Genomic DNA, 3,457 nt, shown 5'->3' on the forward strand with positions numbered 1-3,457 from the left:
TTGGTGCCCATGTCCGGGGTGGCCTCCCGTGCGACGCCGTCGCGGTCGAGTTCCACCAGGAAGGCGCTGATGCCCCGGCCCCGGCGGTTCTCCTCGGTCCGGGCGAAGACCACCGTGGCGCCGGCGTGGAGGGCGAAGGACATCGACTTGGTGCCGTTGAGCACCCAGCCGCCGTCCTGGCGCCGCGCGGTGAGGCCGGGATTGCCGGCGTCCGAGCCGCCGTCGGGCTCCGAGAGGCCGATGGCCACGATGTCCTCACCGCTGGCGATCCTCGGCACCCATGCCCTGGCCAGCTCGGGGCCGGCGTTGCGGGCCAGGATCTGCCCCACCAGGGAGCCGACCACCTGGACGTAGCCGACGTTGATGTCCCCGCGGGAGATCTGCTCGGTGATCATGCCCGCGGTCAGGGCCCGCTCGCCGCGTCCGCCCAGCTCCTCCGGGAGCTCGGGGGCGATCAGCCCGCGCGCGCCCATCTCACACCGGAGGGCCGGGTCGATGATCCGGTCCGCCTCCCGCTGCCGGTAGCCCGGCGCCAGCTCCTCGGCCATTGCCGCCGCGGCATCGATGTAGCCCTGCATCGCCGTGTCGATCGTGAAGTCCATGAGTCCCTCGTCTGGTCCTGGTGTGGTGGTCGTGGTGGCTCTGCCGACGGTCAGTGGCTGACGACCTTGGAGGCGAAGTCGGGTGCCCGCTTCTGGGCGAAGGCGATGGCGCCCTCCATGCCCTCGGGTGACACGGCGTAGAGGTCCAGGGCGGACATCGCCATGGCGCTCAGGCCGGCCTGGTGCTCGGTGTCGGCGTTGAAGGACTGCTTGAGGAAGCGGATGGCGGTCGGCGACTTCGCCGCGATCTCGTCGGCCCAGGCGAGGGCCTCGTCCATCAGCCGGTCCGGTTCGACGACGGCGTTGACCAGGCCCCAGCGCTCGGCGGTGGCGGCGTCGTACTTGCGGCAGAGGTACCAGATCTCGCGGGCGCGCTTCTCGCCGACGATGCGGGCCAGGAAGGCCGAGCCGAAGCCCGCGTCGAAGGACCCGACGCGCGGGCCCGCCTGCCCGAACTGGGCGGTGGAGGAGGCGATGGTCAGGTCGCACAGCACGTGCAGCACGTGCCCACCGCCGATGGCGAGGCCGTTGACGGCGGCGATGACCGGCTTGGGCAGGTCGCGGATGGTCTTGTGCAGCAGGCCGATCTCGAACATGCCGGACTCGCTCGGGCCGTAGTCCCCGGTCTCGGCGCGCTGCTTGACGTCCCCGCCGGTGCAGAAGGCCTTCTGTCCGGCCCCGGTGAGGATCACGGCCTGCACGCCGCGGTCGGCCCAGGCCAGCTTGAGGGCCTTGATGAGCTCCTCGACGGTCTGGGAGCGGAAGGCGTTGTAGCGGTCCGGGCGGTTGATGGTGATCACGGCGGCGGCGTTGCGGCGCTCGTAGGTGATGTCCCCGAAGTCCGGGACGGCCGGGGCCTGGGACGAATCGGTGGTGGCGGTGGAGTTCTCAGCGGTCATGATGGTCCTTTCCGTGGTGGCCCTGCCGAGTCTCCGGGCAGGTCCAGGGGTGGGTGGTCGGGGCGGTCCGCGCTCAGGCGGGCGCGCCCAGCAGGTCGGCGTACGCGGCTCGGTGGTCGGGGTGCACGGCCGTGGCGAGCATGAGGGCCGACTGGCTCGCCACGAACTCCTCGAACGTCATCCTCGAGGCGAAGTACCAGTGCTTCAGGGACCACGAGTGGGCGATGAGGAGCAGGTCGTAGGAGAGGATCCGGGTGTCGACCGGCATCAGCAGGCCGCGGTCCAGGGCCTCCTGGATGGCGTCGGTCAGGGGCTGGGCCGTCCTGACCTCGAGGTCCTTGATGAGCCGGCGTCCCTCCTCGTCCAGGGTGTGGGACTCGCGGTACGTCAGCAGCACGGCCTCGCGGTTGTCGTCCACCACCCTGCAGTAGGCCGAGAAGGCCGCAACCATCCGCCGCACCGGGTCCGCCTCCGGCGCCACGGCCGCGGGGATGAGCCGTGCCATGTCGTCCAGGACGCCGAGGATCACGCCCTGGACGAGTTCCTGCTTGTTGGCGAAGTAGCGGTAGATCAGGCCCACGGAGACGCCCGCCTCGTCGGCCACCGCCTGCATGGAGACGCCGTGCGAACCGCTGCGCTCCATGAGCCGCGCCGCCGCCTCGAGCAGCTGGCGGGTCCGGGCGCCCGAGCGGGCCTGGCGCGCGGCCTCGGCCGGTACAGCCAGTTCTTCCGCGCCCTTCAGCACCATGGACCTGCCCCTTCAGTGTGCGTGAACCTAAGTTCACCAAGAATGAATGTTCGTTCATTCGTGACTGTACTCACACCTCGACGGCGGGGTCAAGGGTGCGGGGACGTTAAACGACGAGGACCCCGGATCCAATGGATCCGGGGTCCTGCGGGGCCGAGAGGGCCTGGGTCAGATGCTGTATTCCGGTGCCGCCCACACGACGACCTCGGGATGCTCGTAGAAGCGGTATCCCTGGCCGCGTACGGTGCGCACGGTCCCGGACAGCCGGCCCAGCTTGGAGCGCAGCCGGCGGATGTGGACGTCGATGGTGCGCTCGTTCGGCACGTCCTCGGCGTTCTTCCACAGCGATTCCAGCAGCTCGTCGCGCCCCACCGTACGGCCGCCGTTCTCCACGAGGTAGTTCAGCAGCTCGAACTCCTTGTAGGTGAGGTTCAACCCCTCGCCGTCCAGCATCACCTCGCGGCGGGCCAGGTCGATCAGGACTCCGGGCTGACGGGTGGAGACGGGTGCGGGCGCCTGCAGCAGGTCCGGCCGGGTGCCCTGCTGGATGGTGGGATCACCCAGCACCTGGCGGACGACCTCCAGGTCGGCCCCGGGGGCGCCGGCCGGGGCGATGGCCACGGCCGCCGCGGACTGCGAGCCCGGGACCAGGGACTCCACGTAGTGGCGCAGCTCGTTGGCCAGCCGCGTCAGGGAGGTCCCGGCCGCCGAGGCCGCGGACTCGTCCATCCCCACGTAGATCACGAAGCCCCGCGCCTCCGTCTCGGTGGCCACGGCCTGGGGGCCGGGAATGCCGTTGGGGGCCAGCACCGGCGTCGGAGCGGTCTGGGGCTCGGCGTCCCGCGCGACCGCGCCGGAGTCGCCGTGGTCCTGCACCGACTGCAGCGGACGGGTGTGGGGCATCCCATAGGTCCCGCCGTGCTCGCGGTAACTGCGGACGCGGGCTGCGCGGCGCTGGGCGTTGCGGACCGAGATGTGGACGTATCCCTGGGGGCTGGTGGTCATGTCGATGAATCCTTGCGTCGATCTCCTCGTCGGCGTGGAGCCAGCAGGTCGGACCGGATCACGGTCGTCCCCGCCCGCCGCACACCGGCCAGGAGCCGGCCTGGTCGCACCGCCGACGCCATCGCCGGGCGGACTGGGCCTCAGGGAGGCCGACCAGGTCGCGGAACTTCATGTGACAACCCTGAAGCGTCACAATCCGTTCT

General features: G+C 70.8%; 4 protein-coding genes. All 4 read right to left on the reverse strand.

Annotated features, from left to right (window positions below):
• The coding region (locus PLJ28_RS14770) for an acyl-CoA dehydrogenase family protein (RefSeq protein WP_324590329.1) at positions 1-602 on the reverse strand (602 nt) is incomplete at its 3' end.
• 50 nt (positions 603-652) lie between these two features.
• Positions 653-1,501, reverse strand: coding sequence for an enoyl-CoA hydratase-related protein (locus PLJ28_RS14775; protein WP_183523269.1), 849 nt, complete (start codon positions 1,499-1,501; stop codon positions 653-655).
• Positions 1,502-1,574: 73 nt separating this feature from the next.
• Entirely contained in the window at positions 1,575-2,249 is a 675-nt protein-coding gene (locus tag PLJ28_RS14780) for a TetR/AcrR family transcriptional regulator (protein WP_183523267.1), read from the reverse strand.
• Positions 2,250-2,417: 168 nt separating this feature from the next.
• Positions 2,418-3,254, reverse strand: a complete 837-nt coding sequence (locus tag PLJ28_RS14785; protein WP_183523265.1) for a winged helix-turn-helix domain-containing protein — start codon at positions 3,252-3,254, stop codon at positions 2,418-2,420.
• Between the last annotated feature and the right edge of the window lie 203 nt (positions 3,255-3,457).

The organism is Citricoccus sp. (genome assembly GCF_035445025.1).
In the GTDB taxonomy this organism is placed as follows: Bacteria; Actinomycetota; Actinomycetes; order Actinomycetales; family Micrococcaceae; genus Citricoccus.